Raw genomic sequence first — 26,741 nt, 5'->3', positions numbered from 1 at the left:
GCGATCCGCGCTCGGCTGGAGCGATCGCACAAAGCGTGACACCGAGTCTCACATCCGGTGGGATGCATTCCCACAATCTGCGCCGATATCCGCGGTTTTCCGCGTAGGATCGCGAGAGCGAAGACGCACACACGATCTGGAGGAGCGCGATGGAACGCGACATCTACGACGAGGATCACGAGGCTTTCCGGGGTCTCGTCAAGGACTTCATCGGCCGCCACGTCACGAACGAGGCCATCGAGCGCTGGGAGGCGGATGGCGAGATCGATCGCGCCACCATGCTCGCGGCGGGTGAGGCCGGCCTGATCGGTCTCTCCGTGCCCGAGGAGTTCGGCGGCGCCGGGATGCTGCAGGACTACCGCTTCCGCACCATCGTGATGGAAGAGGTCATCGCGGCGGGCGCCGGGTCCCTTGCCGGAGCCTTCGGGATCCAGGACGATCTGGCCGTGCCGTACCTCGTGCACATGGGCACGCCGGAGCAGAAGGCCAAGTGGCTGCCTCGCATGGCGACGGGCGAAGTGCTCGGCGCGCTCGCGATGACCGATCCGGGTGCGGGCTCCGACCTGCGCGGCATCAAGACCAACGCCAAGAAGGTCGACGGCGGGTACATCCTCAACGGCGCCAAGACCTTCATCTCCTCGGGAACCACGGCCGACATCGTCGTGACCTTCGTGAAGACCGGCGAGGGCAACCGGCCGGACGCCTTCAGCCTGCTGATCGTCGAGAAGGGCATGGAGGGCTTCGACCAGGGCAAGAAGCTCAGCAAGATGGGCTTCCACGGCTGGGACACGGCCGAGCTCAGCTTCACGGACGTGTTCATCCCCGACGAGAATCTGATCAGCGGCAAGGAGGGCCAGGGCTTCATCCAGCTGATGATGAACCTGCCGCTCGAGCGCCTGTCGATCGGCGTCGCCGCCGCGGCCGCTGCACAGGCCGCCACGGCCTGGACCATCGCCTACACGAAGGACCGCGAGGCCTTCGGCGAGCGCATCGCCGACTTCCAGAACACCCGCTTCCGCCTGGCGGACATGGTCACCACGACCGAGGTGATGTGGGCGTACGTCGACCGCGCGCTGCTGGCGTACAAGGACAGCAAACTCACCGCGGAGGACGCCGCGAAGGTGAAGTTCTGGACGACGGAGCGCGAGTGGGAGGTGCTCGACACCGGCGTGCAGCTGCACGGCGGCTACGGCTACATCATGGAGTACCCGATCGCGAAGGCATTCACCGACGCCAGGGTGCACCGCATCTACGGCGGCACGAACGAGATCATGCGCGACCTCGTCGGCCGCCAGATCGCCGGCAAGCGCTGACCTTCGGTCCCTGAGCCGGGCCCATACGCCCCGGAGGCTCCGGGCGACGCGAAGCGTCGTCGGGAGTGGGGCGTGGGGAGCGGGGGCGCCCTCGGATCCTGGATCCGGGGGCGCTCGTGCGTGCGGGGCCGGTTTCCGCACGGGCGGATCCTCCTCCACAATCGGGGCGCATGCGGAGTTCCGCACCGATTGCGTGAGCGGACCTCACGCCCGCCCGCCGCGCCGCCAGGCTGGCGTCATGAACCCCGAAACACTGCGCGAGCACGCGCTCGAAAGCGACGACGATCTCCGCGACGCCCTGGAGCTGCTGCTCCAGCAGGCGAGCCAGCGCCAGCTCTGGCTGCTCTTCATCGACGGGCGAGGCCGGATCGGCGAACCGCTGATGCCGATGGCCGACTACCCCGAGGATCCGCTCGAGGCGGTGACGACGGAGGATCTCGGCGAGGTGACGCACGCGCACCTGCTGTCCCAGCGGATCGGCATGCTCCGCGAGCTCACCGGCAACGCGGCGGTGGTGCTCGTATGGGAGCGGGTCGGCGGTGAGGTCGTCGAGGACGATGTCCGCATCTGGGCGCGTGCGATGAAGCGGCAGGCTGCGCTCCTCGGGATCCCGCTGCGCGCGCAGTTCCTGCTGCACGACCACGGCGTGCGCCAGCTGCACGCCGATGACGTGCTGTGACAACAACACGGCCAATGCGGTCGCGGTGCGGAGCGATCGGTCGACCGTCACGGTCGTCCCCCTGACGTCGAGCACGGCACGGATCCTGCCGTTCCCGGTGCTGCTGCCGGCGAGGGCGACCGGGCTCGAGCGCGACGTCAAGGCGCAGGCCGAGCAGGTGCGCACGGTCGCCGTCGCACGCATCGCCCGTCCCGTCGGCGGGGTGCCCGCGGAGCTCATGGGCGCGCTCGACGAGGCGCTCCGCCTCCATCTCGCACTCTGACCGTGCCGCCCACGCACTGCTGTCGTGCTTCGCGAACGCCCCGGGATCCCTGGATCCCGGGGCGTCGTGCCGTGCGCCGATCGTGGCAGTGCCCTCTCGGGAGAGGCGGTTCCCCCGACAGAAAAAGTTTGGTATTCAGTGTTGCTATGTACCGGTACTCAGTGTTACTGTCTACCGGTAGTCAACATCACTGAGTAGAAGAAGGAGGCGATCGCGATGGCGAGTCAGATGACCGAGATGCTCAAGGGCACTCTCGAGGGGATCGTCCTGGCGATCCTGGCCGAGCGATCGGCCTATGGATACGAGATCACCACGCGGCTGCGGGACGGAGGGTTCTCCGACATCGCGGAGGGCACCGTCTACGCCCTGCTGGTGCGGATCGAGCAGAGGGGCCTCGTGGATGTGGAGAAGGTCCCGTCCGAGAAGGGTCCGCCGCGCAAGGTGTACTCGCTCAACACGCAGGGGCGGGATCAGCTCGCCGACTTCTGGAGGACCTGGAGCTTCCTCGCAGAGCACATCGAACAGCTCCGCCACACCGACAGCAGCAGCACCATCGACACGATTGAAGGAGCCTGACATGGCCGCCAAGTGGATCGAAGCCCTCACCGGGTCCCTCGAGCAGAAGAAGCAGTACAAGCAGGACAAGGCCCGCATGGAGGGCCTCCCCGCCCCCTACGCGGAGGCCGCCATGGCGATGCACCGCTACCTGATGTACGCCGGCGGCATCACCGACGGCGACACCATGATCCGGATGTACACCGACATGGCCGACCTCTGGGAGCGCGCCGCCGTCGACCGCACCCCCGTCCGCGACATCGTCGGCGACGACCCGGTCGACTTCGCCGAGACGTTCGCCAAGGCGTACGCCGGCCGCGAGTGGATCGACAAGGAGCGCAAGCGCTTCACGACGGCGATCGACGACGCCGCACGGAAGGGGAACTGATCATGGCCACCCTCACCGCCCCCGCGATCCGCGTGCAGGGCGTCACCAAGGCGTTCAAGGACCTGCAGGTTCTGCGCGGCGTCGACTTCGAGGTCGAGCGGGGAAGCATCTTCGCCCTGCTCGGCTCGAACGGCGCGGGCAAGACCACGCTCGTGCGCATCCTGTCGACGCTGCTGAAGGCCGACGGCGGCGCCGCGACCGTGCAGGGCTTCGACGTCGCGTCGGCGCCGAACGACGTCCGCGACGCGATCAGCCTCACCGGCCAGTTCGCCGCGGTCGACGAGATCCTCACCGGACGCGAGAACCTCGTGCTCGTCGCGAAGCTCCGTCACCTCAAGGATCCGGGCGCCGTCGCCGACGATCTGCTCGCCCGGTTCTCGCTCACCGACGCGGGTGGCCGCCGCGCGGGCACCTACTCCGGCGGCATGCGGCGCCGGCTCGACATCGCGATGAGCCTGATCGGCAATCCGCCGGTGATCTTCCTCGACGAGCCGACCACGGGTCTCGACCCGCAGGCGCGGATCGAGGTCTGGGACACCGTCAAGGAGCTCGCGAACGGCGGCACCACCGTGCTGCTCACCACGCAATACCTCGACGAGGCGGAGCAGCTGGCCGACCGGATCGCGATCCTGCACGAGGGCACCATCATCCAGAACGGCACGCTCGCCGAGCTCAAGCGGCTCCTGCCGCAGGCGAAGGTCGAGTACGTCGAGAAGCAGCCCAGCCTCGAGGAGGTCTTCCTCGCCCTGGTCGGACCGTCCGCGGCACCGGCCGGCACCGACACCACGAAGGAGGCAGTGAAATGACCAGCCACGTCCTCAGCGACACCGGCACGCTCACCGGCCGATCGCTCAAGCACATCCTGCGCAGCCCCGACACGATCATCACCACCGCGGTGACCCCGATCGCGCTCATGCTGCTGTTCGTCTACGTCCTCGGCGGGGCGATCCGCACCGGATCCGACCAGTCGTACATCGACTACATGCTGCCGGGCATCCTGCTCATCACGATCGCGTCGGGCATCGCGTACACCTCGTACCGCCTGTTCCTGGATCTGCAGGGCGGGATCTTCGAGCGGTTCCAGTCCATGCCGATCGCCCGATCCAGCGTGCTCTGGGCGCACGTGCTCACCTCTCTCGTCGCGAACATCGTCTCGGTGGCGATCGTGGTCGGCGTCGCGTTCGCGATGGGTTTCCGCACCGGGGCATCGGTCGGGGCGTGGCTGGCCGTGGTCGGGATCCTGGTCCTGTTCACCCTGTCGCTCACCTGGCTCGCCGTGATCGCGGGCCTGAGCGCCAAGACCGTCGACGGCGCGAGCGCGTTCAGCTACCCGCTCATCTTCCTGCCGTTCATCAGCTCGGCGTTCGTTCCCACCTCGTCGATGCCGGGCCCGGTGGCCTGGTTCGCGGAGTACCAGCCCGTGACGTCGATCGTGAACACGATCCGCGCGCTGTTCAACGGCCAGCCGGTGGGATCCAGCATCTGGATCGCCCTCGCCTGGATGGTCGGAATCCTCGTGGTCGCCTACGGCTTCGCGATCGCCATCTACCGGAAGAAGATCAGCTGAGCAGGCTCGATGTCTGTGCATCGACAGACTCGGCAACCCGCCCCGGTCCCTGAGCTCGTCGAAGGGCCGAACCGGATCGAACCGCCTTCGGCGCCCCGTGCGCCCGGAGGCGGTTCGAGGCGGTTCGGGGTTCGAGGCGGTTCGGGGCGGCTCAGCCCCGCGGCTGGGCCGCGGTCTCGCGAGCCGCGCGGGAGGCGGGGGAGGAGGAGCCTATCCGCCAGTAACCGCAGAAGCTGACCTGGGCCTTGTCGACGCCGCGTTCGCCGACGAGCAGCTTGCGCGCACCGGAGGCCAGCGCCTGTTCTCCCGCCGCATAGGCGTGGAACGGCGCCTCGGGCAGCGCGATCTCGCGCAAGGCCGCCAGGGCGAGCGCCCCTGGTCGGTCAGAAGGCTCGCGCACGAACCACTGCACGTCGATGCCGTCGGGGCACGGGAAGTCCAGCGCGTCCTCCGCGGAAGGGGCCTCGAGAAGCACGGATCCGGTCGCATGTGCGGGCAGGGAGGCGCAGATCGCGGCGATCGCGGGCAGGGCCGTCTCATCGCCGACGAGCACGACCCGCTCCGTGCCGCGCTCGGGGTTGAACGTGAGCCCCTCGTCGATCACGAGCACGCGGTCGCCCGGACGGCACGTCTCGGCCCACCGCGACGCCGGCCCCGCGGTGCCCTCGGCGGCGGAGCCGTGCAGCACGAAGTCCACGTCGAGCTCGGCGCCGGCCTCGGCCGTGGCCGGGCGGAAGGCCCGCACGCTGTAGTTGCGCATCACCGGGCGCTCGCCGTCGGGGATCCGCAGGAACTTGAGGTAGCCGAGCGTGTGGTTGGCTTTGGCGGGAACCCGGCTCAGCGCCTCCTCGCCGCCCACCGGCAGGAACAGCCGGAACCACTGGTCGTAGCCCATGGGCGAGAACCGCTCGATCTCACCGCCGCCGAACGTGACCCGCGCCCAGTGCGGGGCGAGGCGCTCGGTCCGCAGCACCGTGAGCGGAACGAGCCCGGCCGAAGCCGGCTTGACCATCTTGCTGTACGCCATGGGGAGCCTTTCGAGTCCGGATTCGGGCGGGGCTATGGCCGCCAGGGGAAGAACAGGGTCAGGAGAGCGGCGGAGGCGGCGAGCATCAGGAACAGGAAGACGACGTCGCGGGGGCGGAACGGGACCTCGTGCCGCTCGGTGCGGGTGGGATGCGCACCGAACGCGCGCGAGTCCATCGCCAGCGCCACGCGCTCGGCATGGCGGATCGCGCTCGCCAGCAATGGCACGATGTAGCCCCAGCCGCGCACGATCCGGGCGAACGGCCCGCGTCCGCCATGTGTGCCGCGCACGCGGTGCGCCGCGCGGATCACGCTCAGCTCGTAGCCGAAACGCGGCACGAACCGGTAGGCCGCGAGCGCCGTGTACCCGAACCGGTAGGGGATGCGCAGCTGCTGCACGCCCGCGCGCACGACGTCCGGCCCGGTCGTGGTGAGGCCGGAGATGAGTGAGAGCGCGAGGATCGCCCCCAGCCGCAGTCCCGTCGCGAACCCGCTCTCGAGGGCTCCTGCGTGCAGCTCCCACGTGCCGATCCGGAGCACCGTCGGGGTCGACGCGACCTGCGTCGGATCCGTCCACAGCGCCATGGACAGCCCCAGGACGAGGACCCCCGCGGGAATCGCGAGCAGCAGTACGGCATAGATCCGGGCGGTCAGTCGTGCGCCCGTCAGCAGCACGGCGTAGGCGAGCACGAGGAACGCGATCGGCGTCGCGAGGTCCCGCACGAACACCAGCAGCACCATGGCAGGCAGCACCGCGCCGAGCTTGGCGAGCGGGTTCAGGTGGTGCAGCCAGGCGCGTGCGGGCGCCGCGGCCTGCTCGGCGTACGGGTCGCTCATGATCCGGATCCGGCGATCGTGCCGTGCCGGCCCTCGGCGACGGCGTCGTCGCCGAGGAGCGCTCGCAACTCCGGCGGGACCGCGAGATGGGCCGCGGGGAGCGGGATCAGGGCATCGCGGACAAGGGCCGACGTGGCGCCGGCGGCGACGATCCGGCCGTTCTCGACGAGCACGGTGCGGGACGCGTGCCGGATCACGAGGTCCATGTCGTGCGTCACGAGCATGATCGTCGTGCCCTCGGCCCTGAGCTCCCGGAACAGCGCGAGCAGCTCCTGGGTGCGCGCCCTGTCCTGCCCGAACGTCGGTTCGTCGAGCACGAGGATCCGCGGGCGGGTGATCAGCGCGGTGCCGACCGACAACCGCCGCTTCTCGCCGCCCGAGAGCAGGAACGGGTGCACCTCGGCCTTGCTGCGGAGTCCGAACCGCTCGAGCATCGCGCCGACGCGTTCGTCGATCTCGGCAGGCGGGGTGCGCCGCAGCCGCAGGCCGTGCGCGAGCTCTTCGAACACGGTGTGCGCGATGAACTGGTGCTCGGGGTTCTGGAAGACGAAGCCGATGTGCGCGGCGAGCGTACGAGGCGAGGCGACGGCGGGATCGACCCCGTCGACCGAGATCCGGCCGCGGGGCGGGGTCACGACACCCGCGAGCGCCTGCACGAGCGTCGTCTTGCCGGCGCCGTTCGGGCCGATGATCGCGGTGATCGAGGCCGCCTCGATGTCGAGGTCGACACCGCGCAGCACCATGGTGCGACGTCGGGCGATGTCGAGGCCGCGCACGGTGATGATCGGGTTCGGCGCATCGAACGCGCGAAACTCAGTCGATCCGGTCGCTGTGGCGCCGGAATCGGGCGCCAGGGCCGGAGTCGACTGAGTTTCGAACGTCGGCGCCTCCGCTTCGAGCCCCTGCAGGGCCACCGCGAGCTCCTCGGCTCTGAGGGGGAGCGGCGTGATCGGGGCTGCTGCGAGCACCGGCAGCCGTGCGTTCAGCCCGCGAGCCGCGAGTGCGGCGGAGGGTAGCCATGCGCCGAGGGCGAGGATCTCCTCCGCATGCTCGCGCAGGATCCGCCGCGCGGGGCCGTCGAATGCGATGCGCCCGGAGGTGTCCAGCACGATCGCCCTGGTCGCGATCTCCAGGGCCGCGTCGAGGTCGTGCTCGACCAGGATCAGGGCGCGCTCCTCGGATCCGGCGATGTCTGCGAGCGCGGCGTGGACGTCGGCGGTGCCCTGCGGATCGAGGTTCGCGGTCGGCTCGTCGAGGATGAGGACCGGGGATCCGGTGGCGAGCGCCGAAGCGATCGCGAGACGCTGCTTGCCCCCGCCGGACAGCCGGTCCGGGTTCTCGGCGCGGCGCTCCCACAGCCCCATCCGCCGCAGGGCGGCTTCGGCGCGGGCGAGCACTTCGGCGACGGGGAACCGCAGGTTCTCCAGGGCGAACGCCGCGTCGTCGAGCACGGATCCGGTGACGATCTGCGCATCCGGATCCTGGAACACCGTCGACACGGAGCTGCTCAGCGTGGCGACCGGAGTCGTGGCCGCGTCGTGCCCGCACACCGTGACGCTGCCGGAGACCGTCGCGTCGAGCGAATGCGGGATGAGGCCGCTCAGCGCGAGCGCGAGCGTGGACTTGCCGGATCCGCTCGGGCCGAGCAGCAGCACGACCTCGCCCGCGTGCACCTCGAACGAGACGTCGCGCACGGCGGGGTCGCTCGCGCCGCGGTGCGTGATCGTGAGATCGCGCACGCGGAGGAGCGGGACGGCGGGCATCGGGATCCGTTCGAGGAGGGTTGCTTAGGCAAGCCTAACCTAGGGCTCCGCCGGGTTCGGATCCGTGTCGCCGGCTCAGCGCGGGGCGACCCCGGCGCGGCGCAGCGAGATGCCGATCCGCAGGCCGATCGCCGTCCAGATGATCGGTCCGAGCACGGCCAGCGGGAGGTAGACGATCCGCGCCCACAGCGGCAGCCGCGCCAGATCGACGGCGAAGAACACCACGACCGCGATGATCACGCCGATGATCGCCGCCGAGACGAAGAACCGCCAGGCGCCCCATGAGCGGTACCGGGTGAGCGCGGCGACGCCCTCCTGGATCAGGCCGAACAGCAGCGCCGTCCCGAGGAACCGGGGGAACCAGATCGGGTTGAACGCGCTGGCGACCAGGGCGGCGAGCACGTGCGTGAGCAGCGCGACGAGCGGCCGGCGCAGCACCTCCTGCGCGATGATGCCGGGCAGCACGTGCGAGCCCAGGACCAGTCCGTAGGCGAACGGCGCGCCCGCGATCACGGGGATCGTCACCCAGCCGGCGGCGGCGCCGAGCAGCCCCGTGGCGACTCCGATGGCGGCGCAGACGAGCAGGACGCGCGTGGGCAGCGGGGAGCGGACGGCGGGCACCCGTCCAGCGTACCGGCGGGGTCCGACGGATCGGCCGGGAGTAATCCCAGGTCAGATCCTCCGGCGCCGCGGCATGAGGCGCACGGGAGGGATCGGCGGGGCGGGGATCCGTTCGTCGCCGTGACCCACGACATGGCCGAACCTGGCGGATCCCGCCTCCCAGTCCTCGCGCGCCTGCGCGATCTCCTCGTGGCTGCGGGCGGCGAAGTTCCACCACATCACGAGGTCCTGCTCGAAGGGCTCGCCGCCGAGGAGGAAGAGCAGCGCCCCGCCCTCGCTCGTCACCGTGACGGCCGCGCGGGAGTCGCCGAGGAACAGCACGTCGTCGACCTCGAGCGAGGTCTCGGCGAGGTCGGATCCCGCCACGCGCGCGTCGCCCGTGACGAGCAGCAGTCCGTGCTCCCACGCGGGGTCGAACGGCAGATCGACGGTCGTGCCCGGTGCGAGGCGGATCTCCGCGCCCACGATCGGCGTGTGGGCGGTCGCGGGGGAGGCGACGCCGGCGTACGTGCCCATCACGACCGTGACGTCGGCGTCGGATCCGGTCGTGGCGGGAAGCGCCAGCCCCGGCAGCGACAGGTGCTGCTCGAAGCCGGGGGTTCCTGTCGCGGCGCCGTCGGGCAGCACCACCCAGAGCTGCAGGGCGTCGAGCGGGCCGGCCTCCTCGCCGACCGAGTACTCGGAGTGCGCGATGCCGTTGCCCGCCGTCATGAGGTTCAGCTGCCCGCGGCGCAGCACCACGTCGCTGTCGATCGTGTCGCGGTGACGGATCTCGCCGACGAGCGGCCAGGTCACCGTCTGCAGGCCGATGTGCGGATGCGGCTCCACCCGCATGCGCACCGCGGCGGGTCCGAACCGGTCGAGGAAGCACCAGGCTCCGATCGTCGGCACGTCCTTGCTGGGCAGCACGCGCAGCACGTTCATCGCCCGCACGCCGCCGAGCGGCACCTCTCGCGCCTCGAGCACGACCGCGCGCGGTCCGTGCAGGCTCATGCCTGCTCCCCGGGCGCCGTGGGGAAGCGCACCTTCGCGCCCGGCACCTCGTGCGTGCGCAGGTACGTGTTGATGTACGGGCAGTACGGCACGATCGTGTCGCCGGTCGCGACGGCGTCGGCGAGCGCGTCCGCGGCGAGCCTCGAGGCGAGACCCTGCCCCTGGAACGCCGGATCCACCTCGGTGTGGATGAACAGGATCGTCCCGGGACGGCGCTGGAACTCGGCGAACCCGGCGAGCGCCCCGTCGCTGGTGATCTCGTAGCGGGACTCCGCCTCGTTCAGGGTCACGGCGATCTCGGGCATGGCGCTCCTTCATGCGGTGTCGTGCGGATTCGGATCCAACCTATGCCCGGGAGAGGGTGCAGGGGTCGTGCGAACCCGCCGGCACGGGGAAGCCCGGCCTGTGGAGAGCGGCCTCCGGTGTCGGCTCCTCTCGTTACGCTGGAGGCATGCCCCAGAACGATCCGCGCGACCCTTATGCGGATCTGCCGTGGTCCGATGCGCCCCTCGACGACCCCTACGCCGACCTGCCGTTCGCGGAGGAGCCCTGGGAGGCGGCGCCCCCGCCCGAGGAGGGCGAGTGGGCGGGATCCCCTGGTGCGGTTCCGCAGGGCAGCTTCCCGGTGCCGCCCGCCGCGGCAGCCGCCGCGCCGAGCAGGTACCAGACGCCGCTCGACGCGCTCACCGCGGTCTACGGCTACGACGCCTTCCGCGGAGACCAGGCTGCGATCATCGACCAGGTCGTGGGCGGCGGCGACGCCGTCGTGCTCATGCCCACCGGCGGCGGCAAGAGCCTCTGCTACCAGATCCCCGCGCTCGTGCGTGAGGGTACGGGCCTCGTGGTCAGCCCGCTCATCGCGCTCATGCACGACCAGGTCGACGCCCTGCGCGCCAACGGCGTGCGTGCCGCGTACCTGAACTCGACGCAGACCGCGGCCGACCGCGCCGAGGTCGAGCGCGCGTATCTCTCCGGTGACCTCGACCTCATCTACGTCGCGCCGGAGCGCCTCTCGAACGCGCAGACCCTCGGACTCCTGCAGCGCGGATCCCTCAGCGTGATCGCGATCGACGAGGCGCACTGCGTGTCGCAGTGGGGGCACGACTTCCGGCCTGACTACCTCGCGCTCGGCGGCCTCGCCGAGCGCTTCCCCGGCGTTCCGCGGATCGCGCTCACCGCCACGGCGACCCGCGAGACGCACCGCGAGATCACCGAGCGGCTGCACCTGCCGCAGGCGAAGCACTTCGTCGCGAGCTTCGACCGGCCCAACATCCAGTACCGGATCGACCCCAAGGTCGACGTCCGCAAGCAGCTGGTCTCGTTCGTGCGCAGCCAGCCCGAAGGATCCGCGGGCATCGTCTACGCGCTCAGCCGCGCCTCGGTCGAGCAGACCGCCGAGTACCTCAGCGCACAGGGCTTCGACGCGATCCCGTACCACGCGGGCCTCGACGCCGGGACGCGCGCGGCGCATCAGTCCCGGTTCCTCCGCGAGGACGGCGTCATCGTGGTCGCCACGATCGCGTTCGGGATGGGCATCGACAAGCCGGACGTGCGCTTCGTCGCGCACGTCGACCTGCCGAAGTCGGTCGAGGGCTACTACCAGGAGACCGGTCGCGCGGGCCGCGACGGCGAGCCCTCGGTCGTGTGGATGGCCTACGGCCTCGGCGACGTCGTGCAGCAGCGCCGCTTCATCCAGCAGGGCGACGGCGACCGCATGATCAAGCAGCGGCAGAACCAGCACCTCGACGCGATGCTCGCGCTGTGCGAGACCGTCGACTGCCGCCGCCAGAACCTGCTCGGCTACTTCGGGCAGTCCTCGGCGCCCTGTGGGAATTGCGATACCTGCCTCACCCCGCCGGACAGCTGGGACGGGCTGATCCCCGCACAGAAGCTGCTCTCCACGATCGTGCGGCTGCAGCGCGAGCGTCGCCAGTCGTTCGGCGCCGGCCATCTCATCGACATCCTCCGCGGGGCGTCGACGGAGAAGATCCGCAAGTTCCGGCACGACGAGCTCGCCACTTACGGGATCGGCTCCGATCTCACCGACGCGCAGTGGCGCTCGGTCGTGCGGCAGCTGCTGGCCCAGGGCCTGATGCAGCCGCAGGGCGAGTACGGCACGCTCGCGGTGAGCGACGCGGCCGCGGGGGTGCTCGCGGGCACGACCGCGGTGAAGCTGCGTCACGACGTGGTCACCCGCGCCGGTTCCTCCGGAGGCGGGCGCTCCGCCAAGAGGAACGCCGCGGAGGCGCTCGCCGAGGGCGACCGCGGGCTGTTCGAGGCGCTGCGGGCGTGGCGGGCGCAGACCGCGCGCGAGCAGGGGGTGCCCGCGTACGTCGTGTTCGGCGATGCGACGCTGCGCGCCCTCGCCGAGCACCGCCCCGCACAGGCATCCGACCTGGTCGGCATCAGCGGCATCGGCGAGAAGAAGCGCGAGGCCTACGGCGAGGCCGTGCTGGAGGTCATCGCGGCCGAGGGCTGACGGGCTGAGCCGCTGACGGCTCTCCCGCGTCCGGCTCTCCCGCGTCGCGGCGGCGGGCATCCTGTGGAGAGCCGACAATCGCGCGGATCCTCGTGCGGTCGCTTCATTGGGGGATCCCCACAGCCGCCTTCGCTCCGCGTTGTGTCAGATCTACCATGAAAGCATCCCCAAACCTCACGAGAGGATCCTCATGGTCGACGCCGCCCTTCGGACGAACACCGCGAACAGCACCCCGGACGACACCGCGACGCGCATCGACGTCGACGCGGTCGGCGACCTGCTGCTCGGCACCTGGGCGGACACCCGCCGCGAGGCGCGCGAGATGATCAAGGATCCGGCGTTCTGGCGCGATGACTCGCTCGGCAAGGACGAGCACCGCGAGCGCGTGCTCAGCCAGCTGCACCTGCTCGTGCAGAACCGCGCCGTGCACCGTGCGTTCCCGAAGCGCCTCGGCGGCGAGGAGAACAACGGCGGCAACATCGCCGGGTTCGAGGAGCTCGTGGTCGCCGACCCCAGCCTGCAGATCAAGTCGGGCGTGCAGTGGGGACTGTTCGGATCCGCCGTCCTCCAGCTCGGCACCGCGGAGCACCACGACCGCTGGCTCCCCGGCATCATGAGCCTGGAGATCCCCGGCGCCTTCGCGATGACCGAGATCGGGCACGGCTCCGACGTCGCCTCGATCGGCACCACGGCGACGTACGATCCCGCGACCGAGGAGTTCGTGATCAATACGCCGTTCCGGGCGGCGACCAAGGAGTTCCTCGGCAACGCGGCGCTGCACGGCATCGCGGCGACCGTGTTCGCGCAGCTCATCACGAACGGCGTGAACCACGGCGTGCACTGCTTCTACGTGCCGCTGCGCAGTGAGGACGGCGTGGACCTTCCCGGCATCGGCCGCGAGGACGACGGCCTCAAGGGCGGGCTGAACGGCATCGACAACGGTCGGCTCAGCTTCGACCACGTGCGGATCCCGCGCACCAACCTGCTGAACCGCTACGGCGACGTCGCCGCAGACGGCACCTACTCGAGCGCGATCGACAGCCCTGGCCGTCGCTTCTTCACGATGCTCGGCACGCTCGTGCAGGGGCGCGTCTCGCTCGACGGCGCCGCGTCCTGGGCCTCCGCGCTCGGCCTCTACATCGCGATCACCTACGCCACGCAGCGCCGGCAGTTCAACGGCGCCGACGGCTCGGAGACCACGCTGCTCGACTACGGCAAGCACCAGCGCCGTCTCCTGCCGCGCCTCGCGACCACGTACGCGCAGCTGTTCGCGCACGACGAGTTCCTGCAGAAGTTCGACGGCGTCTTCTCCGGCCGCACCGACACCCCGCAGGACCGCGAGGATCTGGAGACCCTGGCCGCCGCGCTCAAGCCGCTGTCGACCTGGCACGCCCTCGACACCCTGCAGGAGTGCCGCGAGGCCTGCGGCGGTGCGGGCTTCATGTTCGAGAACCGCTTCGTGGGCCTCCGCGCAGACCTCGACATCTACGTGACGTTCGAGGGCGACAACAACATCCTGCTGCAGCTCGTCGGCAAGCGCCTGCTCACCGACTACGCCCAGCAGTTCAAGGGCAAGGACGCGGCCGCGCTCGCCAAGTACGCCGTCGGGCAGACCGCGGGCCGCGTGTTCCACGGCGCGGGGCTGCGCCAGTTCGGGCAGGCCGTCGCGGATCTCGGATCCACGGCCCGCTCGGTCGAGAACGGCCTGCGGGCCGAGCAGCAGCACGAGCTGCTCACCGACCGCGTGCAGCAGATGGTGGCCGACATCGCCGGCCGGCTGCGTGCGGCCGGCAAGGACAAGGTTCTCGGCGAGAAGCTGTTCAACGAGAACCAGGCCGAGCTCATCGAGGCGGCCCGCGCGCACGGCGAGCTGCTGCAGTGGGAGGCGTTCACCGACGCCCTCGCCCGCGTGCAGGACGAGGACAGCAAGGCGGTGCTCACCTGGCTGCGCGACCTCTTCGGCCTGCAGCTCGTCGAGAAGCACCTCGCGTGGTACCTCATCAACGGCCGCCTTTCGGCGCAGCGCGCGGCCTCGGTCTCGCGCTACATCGACCGGCTCTGCGCGCGCCTGCGCCCGCACGCCCTCGACCTCGTGAACGCGTTCGGCTACGAGCCCGAGCACGTGCGCGCGCCCCTCGCCTCCGGCGCGGAGCAGGTCCGCCAGGACGAGGCCCGCGCGTATTACGCCGACCTCAAGGCCTCTGGCGAGGCGCCCGTCGATGAGAAGGCCCTGAAAAAGGCCCGCCAGCTGTAACGCGGGTTTCCCGCCGCGGGCCCGCTCCTCGCCGAGCGCACGGCTTGTTGCCGAGTGCACGGGAACGGCGCGTCAACAGCCCGTGCAATCGGCAGGATCCGGTGCTCTCGCTCGGGGTCGTTGAGCGAGCACCGAGCGCAGCGAGGAGCGAGACGAAACGCGGTGCCCTTGCGAGAGCACCGCGTTTCGTCTCGGTCGCCTGCGGCGTCCTCGCTCAACGACCCCGGCGGGCGGGTCAGGCCCCGGCGACACGCTCCGCGAGGTGGTCTGCGAGCGGAGTGTCGGTGGCGAGCACCACGCGCACGGTCGCGTCCGCGTGGTCGCGGGCGCTCTGGCGCTGGCCGCGCAGGTCGAACACGGTCTGCCCGCGGCCAGGGCCGTCCGTCGTGTCGACCACGGCCGGCACGGCGGGAGCGACCGTCGGGCGCACCCGGCCGACCGCGATCGCCGCGGCGAGCGGGTCGTGCAGGGCGCTGCACCGGCGGCCGTAGGTCGCGCGGTAGAAGTCCATGTAGAAGTCGAGCATCGCGGCGACGGCACGCGCCACGGAGGATCCGGACGCGGCCAGCAGATCGCGGTGCGCCTCCTCGAACACGTTCTCCATGGTCACATCGAGCGGCACGACGACGACCGGCCAGCCGGCGGCGAAGACGGCGTCGGCGGCCTCGGGGTCGTTGCCGATGTTCGCCTCGGCGAGCGCCGTGATGTTGCCGGGGACGAGCGCCGCCCCACCCATGAGCGTCACCCGCGCGACGCGGGAGGGGAGCGTCGGATCCTGCGCGAGCGCGGCGGCGAGGTTCGTGAGCGGGCCGACCGCGAGCACCTCGAGGGATCCGTCGTGCTCATGCGAGAGGCGGATGAGCAGGTCCGCCGCGGTGCCGTCCTCGACCGCGCGGGCGGGCTCCGGCAGCGCCACCCCTCCCACGCCGTCGTCGCCGTGCACGTGCGGGGCGCCGCCGTCGTACTCGCGGGTGAGGAAGTCGTGCCGCCCCTCGGCCACGGGCACGTCGTCGCGCTCGGCGAGGGAGAGCAGGCCCAACGTGTTGCGCGCCGCCTGGGCCGCCGAGGTGTTGCCGCTGACCGTGCCGATCCCTCGGAGCGCGATCTCGGGCGACGCCAGCAGATACGCCAGGGCGAGCGAGTCGTCGATGCCCGTGTCGCAGTCGAAGTACAGCGGGGCGGGGGTTTCGGTCATCGGATCCTCCTCGGGATGCGGGACGGGGCGTGGGGCGGGAAACCGGCGGACCAGGCGGTCGGCGGGCGGGGTCAGTCGGTCTTGGGCATCAGGAACAGGCTCGCGATGAGGGCGAGCACGCTGATCCCCAGAGAGATCCAGAGTGCCAGGACGAAGTCGCCCGACATGACGAACGGCGCCACGATCGCGATGCCGAGGCTCGCGCCGAAGCCGAACGCGGCGCCGTTCATGCTCGGCAGGATCGCCGGCGCTTCGCTCGGGGACTGCAGCACCCCGAGGCCGTTCGTGGTGGTGAGCACGACCCCGTTGTAGGCGACGCCGAGCACCGCGAACATCGCGAACACGGTCCACGGGCTGAACGGGAACAGTGCGACCACGACGAGCGCCGCGATCGAGAGCACGAGACCGAGACGCAGCATCCGGATCCATCCGAAGCGGCCCGCGAGCCAGCCGGACAGCGGGGCGGCGGCGAGGCCGATCAGCGCCGGCGGCGTGAGGTAGAGCAGAGCGGAGGTCGACGCGTTCACGTCGTAGCCGACGGCCTGGTTCTGGCTGAGGATCACGATCGTGAAGTTGATCACGGTGAACACGCTCGACAGGGTCAGCACGGTGACGGCGATGACCGGCCACACCTGACGCGACCGCAGGTGCTGCACCGCGACGAGGGGCGTACGGCGGCGCTTCTCGATCGCCACGAAGGCGACCAGCGCCACGGCCGTGCCGGCCAGGAAGAGCAGCGTCAGCGGGGCGAACCAGCCCTGGCCGGATCCGGTCGAGACGAAGTAGGTGAGGCAGATCAGACCGAGCGAGAGCGCGGCCGCGCCCCACCAGTCCATGCGCCCGGTCGAGGACGGCTCGCCGTCGCGCGGCACGGCGAGCGCCACGCTCAGGATCGCGATCACGGCGACCGCGAGGATCACGACGAAGAGGGAGCGGAACCCGAAGGCGTCGGCGAGGAGGCCCCCGATCCAGCCGTCCACGCCGCCCACACCACCGTTGATGGCGGTGAGGATCCCGAGCACGGTCGGGAAGACGGCGGCGGGCAGGGTCTCGGCGAGGATCACGTAGGAGATCTGGAACGCGGCGCTCGATGCGCCCTGCAGCACGCGTCCGAGCAGCAGGACGGGGAGGTTGGGCGAGACGAGGCAGAGCACGGTGCCGAGCACGATGAGGGCGAGCACCACCAGCAGCGCGCGCTTGCGGCCGATGAAGTCGCTCCAGCGGGCGAGGACGATGCCGCCGACCGCGCCGGCGAGGAAGAACAGCGACGAGACCTGCGAGACGGCGTCCATCGGCGCGCCGAGCTGCTTCGAGATGTCGGGGAGGGCGGGGCTGATCATGCTCGAGTTCAGCTGGAAGGCGACGACCGTCAGGATCAGGGTCGCCACGAGCAGGACCGAACGGCCGCCGCGGATCGGCGCGGGGCGATCGAGCGCCGCGGGTGCGGGGGAGAGCTGCACAGTGACTCCTTCGTCAAGGGGAGGGGGGCGGGCCCCTCGGGCTATATGATGTTATACCTCTGAGGTAGAACATCTGCAAGTGCGTGCTTCCGTGCTTGAATGAACGGCGAGCACGGCCCGAATCCGGAGGCCTGGCAGGCGGAGGAGGAGATCCGATGACGGACGTCGAGCAGTTCCTGGCCCGGCCGCTGACCGCTCCCGTGGGCCAGCCCCTGCGCGTCGCCGTGTACTCCCGCCTGGCCGAGGGGATCCGGTCCGGCGTCTTCTCCCTCGGATCGGCGCTGCCGCGCGAGACCGAGCTCGGCGTGTCGCTGGGGGTCTCGCGCACGGTCGTCCGCGAGGCGCTCATGCTGCTCGAGGAGGACGGGCTCATCCTCACCCGGCGCGGGATCGGGCGCTTCGTCGCGGAGGACCTCCCCACCGTCGGGCTCGAAGAGCTGCGACCGCTCGAGGCGGCGCTCGCCGAGGGCGGCGAGGATGTCGGCGTGCGGCAGCTCGAGTTCGTCGTGCAGCCCACCACGGACTACGTCTCGAGCCACCTGGGCCTCGACGACGCGGCGAACACCTGGTTCCGGGAGAGCGTGATCGAGCGGGCCGGTGAACCCATCGCCATCCTGCAGGAGCACCTTCCCGCGGGGCGCTACCTGACCGACGCGAGCCCGCAGATCGCGGCCGTGCTCGAGGAGGCGACCGGCGACCCGACGAGCCTCATGACGGCCCTCGCGGACCGCGGCGTCGTCTTCGGAGCGGGGGTGTGCGAGATCACGGTCAACGTGGTCGGCCGCACCCGCGGCGTGCTGCTCGGCCTCACGCCGGGCGACCCCGTGCTCATCCTCACCCAGACCGCTTCTTCGGGCGGCGTCCCCGTCTACCTCGCCAAGTGCATCGTCTCCGGGAAGGCGGGCGTCCTCTCGGTCGTGCAGACCGCGCAGTGACCGCGCCGACTCGTCCCCGCCCTTCAGGAACTGGAGTCCTCATGACCGCACCGCTCGCGCTCGCCGTCGTCGGCAGCATCAACGTCGACCTCACCGCCCGGACCGCGCGGCTTCCGGAGCCCGGGGAGACCATCGGCGGGGGGCGCCTCTCGCGCGAGGCCGGCGGCAAGGGCGCCAACCAGGCCGCCGCGGCCGCGCGCCTGGGCGCCTCGGTGCGGATGGTCGGCGCGGTCGGCGCCGACGCCGACGGATCCTGGATGATCGAGGAGCTCTCCGCCGCGGGCGTCGACACGCACGCGGTGCGCCGCGGCGCGGAGCCCACCGGCGTCGCGCTCATCGTCGTGGACGCCGAGGGCGAGAACCAGATCGCCGTGTGCGAGGGCGCCAACGGCGAGGTGACCCTGGACGGGGTGGCGTTCGGATCCGACGAGGCGGTGCTGGCGCAGCTGGAGATCTCGATGGACGTGATCGCCGCGCTCGCCGCGGCCGCGCGCGGGTACCTGGCCGTCAACGCCGCCCCCGCGATCGAGCTGCCCGCGGCGGTCGTCGAGCGCGCGGATCTCATCATCGTGAACGAGACGGAGTACGCGCTGCTGCCGGCCCTGCGCACATCCCGCCGGGTCGCCGTGACCTACGGCGGCGAGGGCGCGAAGCTCTTCGAGCACGGCGAGCTCGTCGCGTCCGCTCCGGCCGTGAAGACGACCGTCGTGAACAGCGTCGGCGCCGGGGACGCGTTCTGCGCGGCCCTCACGATCGGCCTCGCTTCCGGCGTCGCCCCGCAGCGCGCGTTGTCGGCGGCCTGCGCGGTGGGCGCCGCGGCGGTCGCGGATCCGCGGTCGCAGCCGCTGCTCGCCGGGCTCTCGGAGTACCTGCCCGCGGAGTGAGCGCACCGGGGTCGTTGAGCGAGCACGGCCGCAGGCCGAGCGAGACGAAACGTGCTGCCGGGCGGGAACGTCGGTGCGCTGGCCTAGCCTGGTCGTCATGATCACCACCTCGGCCGACGACCTCCCGCGCTGCGCCTGGGCGGGTGACGACCCCGAATACCGCCGCTACCACGACGAGGAGTGGGGGCGGCCGCTGCACGGCGACCGCGCGCTGTTCGAGAAGATGTCGCTCGAGGGGTTCCAGGCGGGGCTCAGCTGGATCACGATCCTGCGCAAGCGCCCGCGTTTCCGCGAGGTGTTCGCGGGGTTCGATCCCGCGGTCGTCGCGGAGTTCGGCGATGACGACATCGCCCGGCTCATGGCCGATGCCGGCATCATCCGCAATCGCGCGAAGATCGAGGCGACGATCGGCAACGCCGCCCTCGTGCGGGAGATGGCGGAGGGCGAGCTCGATGTGCTGATGTGGTCGTTCGCCCCCGCGCGGAGCGGCGTGCGCCCTCGGTCCATGTCCGACGTCCCCGCCGTGACTGCGGAGTCCGAGGCGATGAGCAAGGCGCTGCGCAAGCGCGGATTCCGCTTCGTCGGCCCCACCACGATGTATGCGCTGATGCAGTCGGCCGGCATGGTCGACGACCACCTCGAGGGATGCTGGCGCGCGGTGTAGCGCGGGCCGGCCGTTCCGCTGGTCAGGTAGCGGGATCGGCCGCCGCGTCCGGCCTGCGGTACACGCGACGCATATGGTCGCTCGTGAGGAAGTCGGCGATGCCGATCATGATCAGGCTGAAGACGATCTGCTCGGTCACCATCCACGCCGGATAGAGGCCGGGGATCGCGGCCATCACGAGCGTGATGACGGGGAAGATCTGCGCGAACAGGCGCAGTCGCTGATAGGCCCAGCGCCAGCCGAGCGCCGCGCGCCAGGCGAAGTAGAAGAGCGTGACGGTCATCGCGAGCACGATGAGCGCGCGCATCCACACGGCGAACGGCACGGCGGAGATCGATCCGGCCTGCACCGCGATCACGACGGCGATCACGACTGCGGCGATGCCGATCAGCAGTTCGACCGCGAGCAGCCAGAACACCCAACGGAAGGCACGGGCGGTGCGGTGGTGATCGCGGTCGGTCTCGACGATCTTCTCGTGAGCGTTGCGGCCGCCGGCGATGCGGTCCACGCGAAGCAGCAGCGGCTCCACGCGGCGCAGCACAGGGTCGAGGAACATGTTTCGAGCGTACGGTCCCGGCCTGTGCGAAGAGCCGGATCCATGCCTCTCAGCGGGGAAATCGATCGAAGGATGGATGGGTAGTCCTCCCCATCGCGGCTCCCAGTCGGGCGGTTTACACTCTTGAGGTCCCCTGATAGTTCCTCATGGGACTGCTGTGACAACGTTCGGGGGGAATCCGTGGTGAAGTCGTTCGCATGGTTGCGGATGCGACCGAAGACCCTCGCGTCCGCCGCCGGCGTCACCGCTGCGGCCGTCGCCGTCGCCGGCATGGCCTTCGCCTACGAGGGCAACCCCACCGCCGAGGTGGATCTGCACGACGGCGGCGTCTGGCTCACCAAGACCTCGAGCCTGCTCGTCGGCCACTTCAACAACGAGTCCCGCGTGCTGGACGGCGGGCTGCGCACCGGCGGCGAGAACTACGACGTGCTGCAGTCCGGCGGCACCGTGCTCGTCGACGACCGCTCCGCCTCCACCCTGACCAGCGTCGACCCCGCACGCGTCGTGCTGAGCGACGCCGTGCTCATCCCCGGCGGCGCGAAGTCGGCCCTCGGCGGTACCACCGTCGCGATCCTCGATCCCAAGGAGGGCAAGCTCTGGGTGCGCTCCGCCTCGGCGCTGAGCGGCTTCAAGGCCGCGGGCGCGAAGCCCTCCGCCACCCTCGGCGCCGGGGCCGACGTCGTCGTGGGCAAGGACGGCACGGTCTACGCGGTCTCCGCCAAGGACCGCAGCGTCGTCACCGTGCACGTGGACGCCCAGGGCGATCCGCAGCCGCCGTCCACCGAGACGATCGATCTTGCGGAGAACGCGAAGCCCACGATCACCGTCGTCGGTACCACCCCTATCGTGCTCGACGCCGATGCCAAGACCGTCTTCGCGGCCGGGCACCGCACCGAGCTCACCGGATCCGAGGTCAAGAACCTCGACGCGGCCGTGCTGCAGCAGCCCTCCGCGGAGAACGGCTCCGCCGTGCTGGCGACCGCCGATGCGCTCGTGTCCGTGCCGCTGGACGGATCCGCGCCGTCGGTGCAGGACGCCGGGGGCACCGGGGCGCCCGCGGCCCCCGTCTCCCTGAACGGCTGCACCTACGCGGCCTGGGGCGGATCCGCGAAGTTCCTGCGCGACTGCGTCGGGTCCGACAACGACCTGAAGTCGTCGATCGAAGGCGCCGAGAGCAGCACGACCCTGGTGTTCCGGGTGAACCGCGACGTGGTCGTGCTCAACGACACCGCGAGCGGTGCCGCGTGGATGGCCACGGACAACCTGCAGCGCGTGGACAACTGGCAGGACATCGTCCCGCCGGAGGGCGAGTCCGAGCAGCAGGACGAGACCAGCGACGACCAGGTCGAGACGACTCTGCCCAAGCGCACCCCGGAGAACACGACGCCGATCGCGCACGACGACGAGTTCGGTGTCCGGCCCGGCCGCACCACGATGCTGCCCGTGCTCGACAACGACACCGACGCCGACGGCGACGTGCTGGTGGCCTCGCTCGCTCAGGAGCAGCCGCCGCTCGGAGACGTCAAGCCGATCAACAACGGCGGCGCCCTGCAGGTCGCGGTCGCGGAGGACGCCACCGGATCCGGCTCGTTCCAGTACCAGGCCGACGACGGCCGCGGCGGCAAGGCCACGGCGAACGTCGCCCTCAGCGTGCACGACTGGAGCACGAACGCCGCCCCCAAGCAGAAGCGCACACCGGGCCTCCTCGTCGAGGCGGGCGGCGCGGTGACCTACAACGCGCTGCCCGACTGGATCGATCCGGATGGCGACGACGTGTACCTGAAGGACGTCGAGGCGGCCCCGGGCGACGAGGTCGACTTCACGCCGGACGGCCAGCTCACCTACCGCGCCGTCGCCAGCCTGCCCGGCCGCAAGGAGATCCGGATCCAGGTCGCCGACGCGATGGGCGAGCTCACGAGCGGCACCATCCGCCTCGACATCCGCCCGGCTGGCACCACGGCGCCGAAGACCAATGCGGACCACTACGTGACGCGCGCGGGCGAACAGGTCACCGTGTCGCCGCTGCTGAATGACTCCAGCTCCGGCAAGGAGCAGCTGCGCCTCACCCGGGTCGACGAGACCCCCGGCGCGGTGATCACGCCGAACTTCGGCGAGGGCACCTTCACGTTCCAGGCGGAGATGCCCGGCACCTACTACATGCAGTACCTCGTGAGCGCGGGGCCGAACGCCGTGCCGGGGCTCGTCCGGGTGGACGTGCTGGACAAGACCGCCGAGTCGGCGCCGCCGATCGCGGTGCGCGACGTGGCGCTGCTGCCGAGCGGCGGCGACGTGCTCGTGGGCGTGCTGAACAACGATGTCGACCCGGCCGGCGGAATCCTCGTCGTGCAGTCGGTGACGGTGCCGCCGCACAGCGGTGTGGCGGTGTCGGTGCTGAACCACGAGACGCTGCGGATCACCGATCAGGGCAACCTCGACAAGGAGGTGCGGATCAGCTACCGCATCTCGAACGGATCCAAGTCCGCCGACGGCGACGTGATCGTGATCCCGATCGCCGCGCCGAGCAAGCTCGATCCGCCGACCGCGAACGACGACACGGCCGTGGTGCGCGCGGGTGACGTGGTGACGATCCCCGTGCTGGCGAACGACAAGCACGCCCCCGGAACGACGCTGCACGTGGCGCCGGACCTCATCGAGCCGCTGGTCGACCCGAAGTACGGCGAGGCGTTCGTCTCGCAGGACACCGTGCGGTTCCGCGCCGGCGACACCCCGCGCACGGTCTACGCGACCTACGAGGCGGTCGACTCCAACGGGCAGAAGGCGGCCGGTTACATCACGATCCAGATCCTGCCGATCGATGAGAAGACCAACACCGCGCCCCGCCCGCACGACCTCACCGTGCGCGCGCTGAGCGGCACGAGCGTCCGCATCGCCGTGCCGCTGGACGGGCTGGATTCCGAGGGCGACTCGGTCGAGCTCGTCGGGCTGGACTCCGCGCCGAAGCAGGGCCAGGTCACCGAGGTCGGCGCGAACTTCCTCACGTACCAGGCCTTCGACAAGGCCAGCGGCATCGACACCTTCACGTACAAGGTGCGCGACCGGCTCGGCAAGGAGGCGACGGCGGCCGTCCGCGTCGGCATCGCTCCCGGGGCCAACATCAACCAGGCGCCGTACGCGGTCAAGGACTCGATCGTCATGCGGCCAGGACGCACGGTCGCCGTCGCGGTGCTGACGAACGATTCGGATCCCGACGGCGACACGATCGGCCTGGTGAAGAACGGCATCGAGACCGCGGCGGGCGTCGACGGCCTGAAGGCGGAGGTCTCCGGCGACCGCGTGCTCATCACGGCGCCCAACCGGGCCGTGCAGACGTCGGTGCAGTACACCGTGGCGGACTCCCGCGGCGCCACGGCGACCGCGCCCGTGCAGGTCACGGTCGCCGAGGACGTGCCGCTCGTGGCGCCGATCGCGCGCGACGACCGGATCAAGGCATCCGATGTGAAGGGCGAGAGCCTGCAGGTCGAGGTGCCGGTGCTGGACAACGACGAGGATCCGGATGGCACGGTCGATGCCCTCAAGCTCGGCGTCTCCGACCCCGCGGCCAAGGTGCTGCCCAACCGCAAGATCCAGGTCACGGTGACCGAGCAGCGCCAGCTCGTGCAGTACTCGATCACCGATCAGGACGACCAGGCCGCCTCGGCGTTCATCTTCGTGCCGGCGCTCTCCGAACTCGCGCCGACGCTGACCTCGACCAAGCCGGTCGAGGTCAAGAGCGGTGAGACCATCGACATCCCGCTCTCGAAGTACGTCGCCGTCGCCGGCGGCGGAGAGGTGCGGATCACTGAGGCCGGCAAGATCAGCGCCGTCAACAGCAACGGCGCCCCGCTGCTGAAGGACGAGCACACGCTCGTGTACACCTCCAAGCAGGGCTACTTCGGCGACGACGCGCTCACCTTCGAGGTGACGGACGGCACCGGCCCCGACGACCCCAAGGGGCGCAAGGCCACGCTGAGCCTGCCGATCACGGTGCTCCCGCCGGACAACCAGCCGCCGGCGTTCACCAACGCGCAGGTGTCGGTCGCGCCCGGCGAGGAGGCGCAGAAGGTCGACCTCGCGGCGCTCACGAAGGATCCGGATCCGGGCGACGCGAAGAAGATCAGCTACAAGATCACCGGACAGCCCGACAGCGGCATCAAGGCCAGCCTGGACGGCTCGACGCTCAAGGTCGAGGCCGACTCGTCGACGCCGAAGGGCAGCGGGTCGACGGTGCAGCTCAGCATCACCGACGGCAAGACGGAGCCGGTCACGGGCACGGTCGCCGTGACGGTCGCCGCCTCCACGCGCCCCATGCCGGTCGCGAACGAGGACACGGTGCCGCAGGCCGATCAGGGCAAGGCCGTGACGATCCCGGTGCTGGAGAACGACGTCAACCCGTTCCCGGACAAGCCGCTGAAGATCCGGTCCGTGAGCGTGCAGACCGGCGACGCCAACGCCTCCGTGCAGGGGGACAAGATCGTGGTCACGCCGGACGGCAAGTTCGTCGGGCAGGTCGTGGCGACCTACCGCGTGCAGGACGCGACGAAGGATCCGGATCGCGAGGTCGACGGCCGCATCGTCGTCACGGTGCAGGGCGTGCCGGATGCGCCGGGTGCTCCGCAGGTGACCAGCGTGCAGGACCGCACCGTGGTGCTGAACTGGAGCCCGCCCTCGAACAACGGCGCCGAGATCACCGGCTACACCGTGCGTGCGACGAGCGGCGGCAGCTACACCAAGCAGTGCGCGTCGACGACGTGCACGCTGGACGGGCTGACCAACAACGTCGAGTACACGTTCGCCGTCACCGCCACGAACCGCGTGGGCGAGGGCAAGCCGTCGCCGACCTCGGCCGTGGCCCGCCCCGACGCGCGTCCTGACACCCCGAACCCGCCGACCCTGAAGTTCGGCGACAAGTCGCTGGACGTGTCGTGGACCACGCCGACGACCCCGGGGTCCCCGGTGTCCTCGTACAACCTGGAGATCTCGCCCGCGCCGCCCAGCGGCGCGGCCACGAAGACCGGCGTGACCGGCAACTCGCTGAAGTGGGACGGTCTGGAGAACGGGGCGAACTATCAGGTGCGCGTGCAGGCCGTGAACCGCGCTCCCGAGCCGTCCAGCTGGTCGGGCTGGTCGGCCTCGGAGATCCCCGCAGGCCCGCCGACCGCGCCCGGAACTCCGCAGGCGCAGAGCGCGCCGTCGGTGGGCAGCCAGTCGCAGATGACCGTGACGTGGGGCAAGTCCGAGCCCAACGGCGATGCGGTGTCGAGCTACGAGCTGCAGGTGCTTCGCGGCGGACAGCTCGTGAACACCGTGAACGTGGCCGGCACGCAGAACTCGCAGACCGTGGTGGTCGACAACTCGACCTCGAACTACACGTTCCTGGTGCGCGGCAAGAACAAGGCCGGTTCCGGTGCGTGGTCGGCGACGTCGAACGCGCAGCGTGCCTTCGGGCAGCCGGGGGCCGTGACGATCACCCGTGCCGACGAGGGCAACAACAACATCTACGTGGAGTACTCGCTCGCCGATGCCAACGGTGCGAGCGGCTCCGAGATCCAGTACGAGTACTCCACCGGTGGTGGCTGGAGCCGCAACTGGGACGGTCACAACATCCCGGCAGCGAACAACGGCACCTACACGGTGTCGGTGCGGGCGTACTCCGTGGTCGGCGGCCAGGAGTCTCAGCCGGGAGCAGCGGGCTCCAGGAGCGGGCTGCAGCCGTACGGGCCGATCGGCAGCCCCGGCGTCAGCGCCACGAACAACGGCCAGAGCGTCACCCTGCGGTGGGACGCCCCCGCTGAGAACGGGCGCGACGTCACCATGAAGATCAGCGTGGACGGCGGCGGCTGGCAGTCCGTCGCCGACAGCGGATCGGTGGTGGTCGGCAACGGCTACGACCAGACCCACTCGATCAGCGCGCAAGCGTTCACGAACATCCCGCAGCAGTCGGGCGTGGAGTCCGCTCAGGCCAGGACGAACAGCCCGCCTGCCCCGCGCGTCTGGGTCACCCAGGGCGTCGCCGCTCCCGAGAGCTGCGTGAACGGTTGCCGGTTCTTCGTCGTGAACTTCCAGAACCTCAACATCGGCACTCATCAGGTGACGTGTGCGTCGGACGCGAGGCCGGGCGGGTTCAGCTCGGGGAGCTCGGTGAACTTCAACGGTGACGGCTCGGTGCAGATCTCCTGCTGGCAGGGGCGTGACGGCCTCAACGTGTGGGTCGACATCGCCGGCTGGGGGGGTTCCGTGGACACCGAGAAGCACTTCTGGCCAAGACCGTAGCCGGGCGCCGTCCCGGCCCCGCGGCACAACAGACGAACAC

The 26,741-nt window shown here is 70.6% G+C and carries 22 protein-coding genes; 13 read left to right on the top strand and 9 right to left on the bottom strand.

What is annotated here, in order from left to right; all coding sequences use genetic code 11:
• The first annotated feature begins 149 nt into the window (after positions 1-149).
• The 7 genes from ACFC1J_RS11405 (at position 150) to ACFC1J_RS11375 (ending at position 4,764) form a co-directional block, all read left to right on the top strand.
• Complete coding sequence (locus ACFC1J_RS11405; protein ID WP_375905678.1) at positions 150-1,313, top strand: acyl-CoA dehydrogenase family protein; 1,164 nt, start codon at positions 150-152, stop codon at positions 1,311-1,313.
• Positions 1,314-1,551: 238 nt separating this feature from the next.
• On the top strand, positions 1,552-1,992 hold the full coding sequence (locus tag ACFC1J_RS11400) for a hypothetical protein (protein WP_375905675.1): 441 nt from the start codon (positions 1,552-1,554) through the stop codon (positions 1,990-1,992).
• Positions 1,979-2,254, top strand: coding sequence for a type II toxin-antitoxin system PemK/MazF family toxin (locus tag ACFC1J_RS11395; RefSeq protein WP_375905672.1), 276 nt, complete (start codon positions 1,979-1,981; stop codon positions 2,252-2,254). The genes ACFC1J_RS11400 and ACFC1J_RS11395 overlap by 14 nt, the downstream gene beginning before the upstream one ends.
• Before the next feature lie 216 nt (positions 2,255-2,470).
• Complete coding sequence (locus ACFC1J_RS11390) at positions 2,471-2,830, top strand: PadR family transcriptional regulator (protein ID WP_375905669.1); 360 nt, start codon at positions 2,471-2,473, stop codon at positions 2,828-2,830.
• 1 nt (position 2,831) lies between these two features.
• Entirely contained in the window at positions 2,832-3,197 is a 366-nt protein-coding gene (locus ACFC1J_RS11385; RefSeq protein WP_375905666.1) for a DUF1048 domain-containing protein, read from the top strand.
• Between the two features lie 2 nt (positions 3,198-3,199).
• Positions 3,200-4,003 (top strand): ABC transporter ATP-binding protein, encoded by an 804-nt coding sequence (locus ACFC1J_RS11380; protein ID WP_375905663.1) that lies wholly within the window; start codon positions 3,200-3,202, stop codon positions 4,001-4,003.
• Positions 4,000-4,764: an ABC transporter permease gene (locus ACFC1J_RS11375; RefSeq protein ID WP_375905660.1), complete on the top strand. Its 765-nt coding sequence runs from the start codon at positions 4,000-4,002 to the stop codon at positions 4,762-4,764. Before ACFC1J_RS11380 ends, ACFC1J_RS11375 begins: the two co-directional genes overlap by 4 nt.
• A gap of 151 nt (positions 4,765-4,915) precedes the next feature.
• Here ACFC1J_RS11375 and ACFC1J_RS11370 read toward each other — a convergent pair whose 3' ends face one another.
• From ACFC1J_RS11370 to ACFC1J_RS11345, 6 genes are all read right to left on the bottom strand, one after another.
• Positions 4,916-5,791, bottom strand: coding sequence for a siderophore-interacting protein (locus ACFC1J_RS11370; protein WP_375905657.1), 876 nt, complete (start codon positions 5,789-5,791; stop codon positions 4,916-4,918).
• Between the two features lie 32 nt (positions 5,792-5,823).
• Entirely contained in the window at positions 5,824-6,627 is an 804-nt protein-coding gene (locus tag ACFC1J_RS11365; protein WP_375905654.1) for an energy-coupling factor transporter transmembrane component T family protein, read from the bottom strand.
• A complete protein-coding gene (locus ACFC1J_RS11360; protein ID WP_375905651.1) occupies positions 6,624-8,390 on the bottom strand; it encodes an ABC transporter ATP-binding protein in 1,767 nt (588 codons plus the stop codon). The genes ACFC1J_RS11365 and ACFC1J_RS11360 overlap by 4 nt, the downstream gene beginning before the upstream one ends.
• A 75-nt stretch (positions 8,391-8,465) precedes the next feature.
• The gene (locus tag ACFC1J_RS11355; protein WP_375905648.1) at positions 8,466-9,011 is read right to left on the bottom strand and encodes an ECF transporter S component; all 546 of its coding nucleotides are present in this window, start codon (positions 9,009-9,011) and stop codon (positions 8,466-8,468) included.
• A 51-nt stretch (positions 9,012-9,062) separates the two neighbouring features.
• Complete coding sequence (locus ACFC1J_RS11350; protein WP_375905646.1) at positions 9,063-10,004, bottom strand: pirin family protein; 942 nt, start codon at positions 10,002-10,004, stop codon at positions 9,063-9,065.
• The gene (locus ACFC1J_RS11345; protein WP_375905643.1) at positions 10,001-10,309 is read right to left on the bottom strand and encodes a GNAT family N-acetyltransferase; all 309 of its coding nucleotides are present in this window, start codon (positions 10,307-10,309) and stop codon (positions 10,001-10,003) included. The genes ACFC1J_RS11350 and ACFC1J_RS11345 overlap by 4 nt, the downstream gene beginning before the upstream one ends.
• A gap of 146 nt (positions 10,310-10,455) precedes the next feature.
• Between ACFC1J_RS11345 and recQ the strand changes: the two genes are divergently transcribed.
• Positions 10,456-12,483, top strand: coding sequence for a DNA helicase RecQ (gene recQ, locus ACFC1J_RS11340; protein WP_375905640.1), 2,028 nt, complete (start codon positions 10,456-10,458; stop codon positions 12,481-12,483).
• A gap of 190 nt (positions 12,484-12,673) precedes the next feature.
• Positions 12,674-14,737, top strand: coding sequence for an acyl-CoA dehydrogenase (locus ACFC1J_RS11335; RefSeq protein ID WP_375905638.1), 2,064 nt, complete (start codon positions 12,674-12,676; stop codon positions 14,735-14,737).
• A 235-nt stretch (positions 14,738-14,972) separates the two neighbouring features.
• Here ACFC1J_RS11335 and ACFC1J_RS11330 read toward each other — a convergent pair whose 3' ends face one another.
• Both ACFC1J_RS11330 and ACFC1J_RS11325 read right to left on the bottom strand, forming a co-directional pair.
• Positions 14,973-15,932, bottom strand: a complete 960-nt coding sequence (locus tag ACFC1J_RS11330; protein WP_375905635.1) for a nucleoside hydrolase — start codon at positions 15,930-15,932, stop codon at positions 14,973-14,975.
• 71 nt (positions 15,933-16,003) lie between these two features.
• Positions 16,004-17,392, bottom strand: a complete 1,389-nt coding sequence (locus ACFC1J_RS11325; protein WP_375905633.1) for an MFS transporter — start codon at positions 17,390-17,392, stop codon at positions 16,004-16,006.
• 155 nt (positions 17,393-17,547) lie between these two features.
• On the opposite strand from ACFC1J_RS11325, the gene ACFC1J_RS11320 reads away from it, so the two are divergent.
• From ACFC1J_RS11320 to ACFC1J_RS11310, 3 genes are all read left to right on the top strand, one after another.
• Positions 17,548-18,327, top strand: a complete 780-nt coding sequence (locus ACFC1J_RS11320; protein WP_375905630.1) for a GntR family transcriptional regulator — start codon at positions 17,548-17,550, stop codon at positions 18,325-18,327.
• A 41-nt stretch (positions 18,328-18,368) separates the two neighbouring features.
• Positions 18,369-19,211, top strand: coding sequence for a PfkB family carbohydrate kinase (locus ACFC1J_RS11315; protein WP_375905627.1), 843 nt, complete (start codon positions 18,369-18,371; stop codon positions 19,209-19,211).
• A gap of 97 nt (positions 19,212-19,308) precedes the next feature.
• Positions 19,309-19,875, top strand: coding sequence for a DNA-3-methyladenine glycosylase I (locus ACFC1J_RS11310; protein ID WP_375905624.1), 567 nt, complete (start codon positions 19,309-19,311; stop codon positions 19,873-19,875).
• 22 nt (positions 19,876-19,897) lie between these two features.
• Here ACFC1J_RS11310 and ACFC1J_RS11305 read toward each other — a convergent pair whose 3' ends face one another.
• Positions 19,898-20,431, bottom strand: coding sequence for a hypothetical protein (locus ACFC1J_RS11305; RefSeq protein WP_375905621.1), 534 nt, complete (start codon positions 20,429-20,431; stop codon positions 19,898-19,900).
• Between the two features lie 207 nt (positions 20,432-20,638).
• On the opposite strand from ACFC1J_RS11305, the gene ACFC1J_RS11300 reads away from it, so the two are divergent.
• The gene (locus ACFC1J_RS11300) at positions 20,639-26,701 is read left to right on the top strand and encodes an Ig-like domain-containing protein (protein WP_375905618.1); all 6,063 of its coding nucleotides are present in this window, start codon (positions 20,639-20,641) and stop codon (positions 26,699-26,701) included.
• Positions 26,702-26,741 lie beyond the last annotated feature (40 nt).

Source organism: Microbacterium sp. NPDC056052, assembly GCF_042266785.1.
Lineage (GTDB): Bacteria > Actinomycetota > Actinomycetes > Actinomycetales > Microbacteriaceae > Microbacterium.
The sequence above is the reverse complement of the archived record's forward strand: the minus strand, read 5'-3'. Positions and strand labels throughout refer to the sequence as shown.

Bases quoted from the DNA above. Each gene is read 5' to 3' on its own strand.
- recQ (WP_375905640.1), top strand. From the start codon at position 10,456: ATGCCCCAGAACGATCCGCGCGACCCTTATGCGGATCTGCCGTGGTCC.
- ACFC1J_RS11330 (WP_375905635.1), bottom strand. From the start codon at position 15,932: ATGACCGAAACCCCCGCCCCGCTGTACTTCGACTGCGACACGGGCATC.
- ACFC1J_RS11345 (WP_375905643.1), bottom strand. From the start codon at position 10,309: ATGCCCGAGATCGCCGTGACCCTGAACGAGGCGGAGTCCCGCTACGAG.
- ACFC1J_RS11395 (WP_375905672.1), top strand. From the start codon at position 1,979: ATGACGTGCTGTGACAACAACACGGCCAATGCGGTCGCGGTGCGGAGC.
- ACFC1J_RS11320 (WP_375905630.1), top strand. From the start codon at position 17,548: ATGACGGACGTCGAGCAGTTCCTGGCCCGGCCGCTGACCGCTCCCGTG.
- ACFC1J_RS11365 (WP_375905654.1), bottom strand. From the start codon at position 6,627: ATGAGCGACCCGTACGCCGAGCAGGCCGCGGCGCCCGCACGCGCCTGG.
- ACFC1J_RS11310 (WP_375905624.1), top strand. From the start codon at position 19,309: ATGATCACCACCTCGGCCGACGACCTCCCGCGCTGCGCCTGGGCGGGT.
- ACFC1J_RS11350 (WP_375905646.1), bottom strand. From the start codon at position 10,004: ATGAGCCTGCACGGACCGCGCGCGGTCGTGCTCGAGGCGCGAGAGGTG.
- ACFC1J_RS11335 (WP_375905638.1), top strand. From the start codon at position 12,674: ATGGTCGACGCCGCCCTTCGGACGAACACCGCGAACAGCACCCCGGAC.
- ACFC1J_RS11305 (WP_375905621.1), bottom strand. From the start codon at position 20,431: ATGTTCCTCGACCCTGTGCTGCGCCGCGTGGAGCCGCTGCTGCTTCGC.
- ACFC1J_RS11360 (WP_375905651.1), bottom strand. From the start codon at position 8,390: ATGCCCGCCGTCCCGCTCCTCCGCGTGCGCGATCTCACGATCACGCAC.
- ACFC1J_RS11400 (WP_375905675.1), top strand. From the start codon at position 1,552: ATGAACCCCGAAACACTGCGCGAGCACGCGCTCGAAAGCGACGACGAT.
- ACFC1J_RS11385 (WP_375905666.1), top strand. From the start codon at position 2,832: ATGGCCGCCAAGTGGATCGAAGCCCTCACCGGGTCCCTCGAGCAGAAG.
- ACFC1J_RS11390 (WP_375905669.1), top strand. From the start codon at position 2,471: ATGGCGAGTCAGATGACCGAGATGCTCAAGGGCACTCTCGAGGGGATC.
- ACFC1J_RS11405 (WP_375905678.1), top strand. From the start codon at position 150: ATGGAACGCGACATCTACGACGAGGATCACGAGGCTTTCCGGGGTCTC.
- ACFC1J_RS11300 (WP_375905618.1), top strand. From the start codon at position 20,639: ATGCGACCGAAGACCCTCGCGTCCGCCGCCGGCGTCACCGCTGCGGCC.
- ACFC1J_RS11370 (WP_375905657.1), bottom strand. From the start codon at position 5,791: ATGGCGTACAGCAAGATGGTCAAGCCGGCTTCGGCCGGGCTCGTTCCG.
- ACFC1J_RS11375 (WP_375905660.1), top strand. From the start codon at position 4,000: ATGACCAGCCACGTCCTCAGCGACACCGGCACGCTCACCGGCCGATCG.
- ACFC1J_RS11380 (WP_375905663.1), top strand. From the start codon at position 3,200: ATGGCCACCCTCACCGCCCCCGCGATCCGCGTGCAGGGCGTCACCAAG.
- ACFC1J_RS11315 (WP_375905627.1), top strand. From the start codon at position 18,369: ATGACCGCACCGCTCGCGCTCGCCGTCGTCGGCAGCATCAACGTCGAC.